The sequence below is a fragment of the Natronococcus sp. A-GB1 genome, assembly GCF_029688845.1.
Classification (GTDB): domain Archaea; phylum Halobacteriota; class Halobacteria; order Halobacteriales; family Natrialbaceae; genus Natronococcus.
In genome coordinates this window covers 1-1294 of record NZ_JARUKW010000053.1, presented here as the reverse complement: position 1 = coordinate 1294, position 1294 = coordinate 1, and the positions used below count along the sequence as shown (strand labels likewise).

At 59.5% G+C, this 1294-nt stretch carries 1 rRNA gene; it reads left to right on the top strand.

The window, feature by feature from the left end:
- Nucleotides 1-1294, top strand: a 16S ribosomal RNA gene (locus QA600_RS22755); the annotation flags it as partial.

The window sequence follows — 1294 nt, the reverse complement described above, 5'->3', positions numbered from 1 at the left end:
GAGAGCTCGAAATGCCCCGGCGCCAGAGGATGTGGCTGCGGCCGATTAGGTAGACGGTGGGGTAACGGCCCACCGTGCCAGTAATCGGTACGGGTTGTGAGAGCAAGAGCCCGGAGACGGTATCTGAGACAAGATACCGGGCCCTACGGGGCGCAGCAGGCGCGAAACCTTTACACTGCACGCCAGTGCGATAAGGGGACTCCAAGTGCGAGGGCATAGAGCCCTCGCTTTTGACGACCGTAAGGAGGTCGTAGAATAAGTGCTGGGCAAGACCGGTGCCAGCCGCCGCGGTAATACCGGCAGCACGAGTGATGGCCGCTCTTATTGGGCCTAAAGCGTCCGTAGCTGGCCGCGCAAGTCCATCGGGAAATCCGCACGCTCAACGTGCGGGCGTCCGGTGGAAACTGCGTGGCTTGGGACCGGAAGATCCAGAGGGTACGTCCGGGGTAGGAGTGAAATCCTGTAATCCTGGACGGACCACCGGTGGCGAAAGCGCTCTGGAAAGACGGATCCGACGGTGAGGGACGAAAGCTCGGGTCACGAACCGGATTAGATACCCGGGTAGTCCGAGCTGTAAACGATGTCTGCTAGGTGTGCCACAGGCTACGAGCCTGTGGTGTGCCGTAGGGAAGCCGTGAAGCAGACCGCCTGGGAAGTACGTCCGCAAGGATGAAACTTAAAGGAATTGGCGGGGGAGCACTACAACCGGAGGAGCCTGCGGTTTAATTGGACTCAACGCCGGACATCTCACCAGCATCGACAGTAGCGATGAAGATCAGTGTGATGAGCTTATCGGAGCTACTGAGAGGAGGTGCATGGCCGCCGTCAGCTCGTACCGTGAGGCGTCCTGTTAAGTCAGGCAACGAGCGAGACCCGCACTCCTAATTGCCAGCAACACCCTCGTGGTGGTTGGGTACATTAGGAGGACTGCCAGTGCCAAACTGGAGGAAGGAACGGGCAACGGTAGGTCAGTATGCCCCGAATGTGCTGGGCAACACGCGGGCTACAATGGTCGAGACAGTGGGATGCAACCCCGAGAGGGGGCGCTAATCTCCGAAACTCGATCGTAGTTCGGATTGCGGACTGAAACTCGTCCGCATGAAGCTGGATTCGGTAGTAATCGCCGTTCAGAAGACGGCGGTGAATACGTCCCTGCTCCTTGCACACACCGCCCGTCAAAGCACCCGAGTGAGGTCCGGATGAGGCCCCCTTCCGGGGGTCGAATCTGGGCTTCGCAAGGGGGCTTAAGTCGTAACAAGGTAGCCGTAGGGGAATCTGCGGCTGGATCACCTCC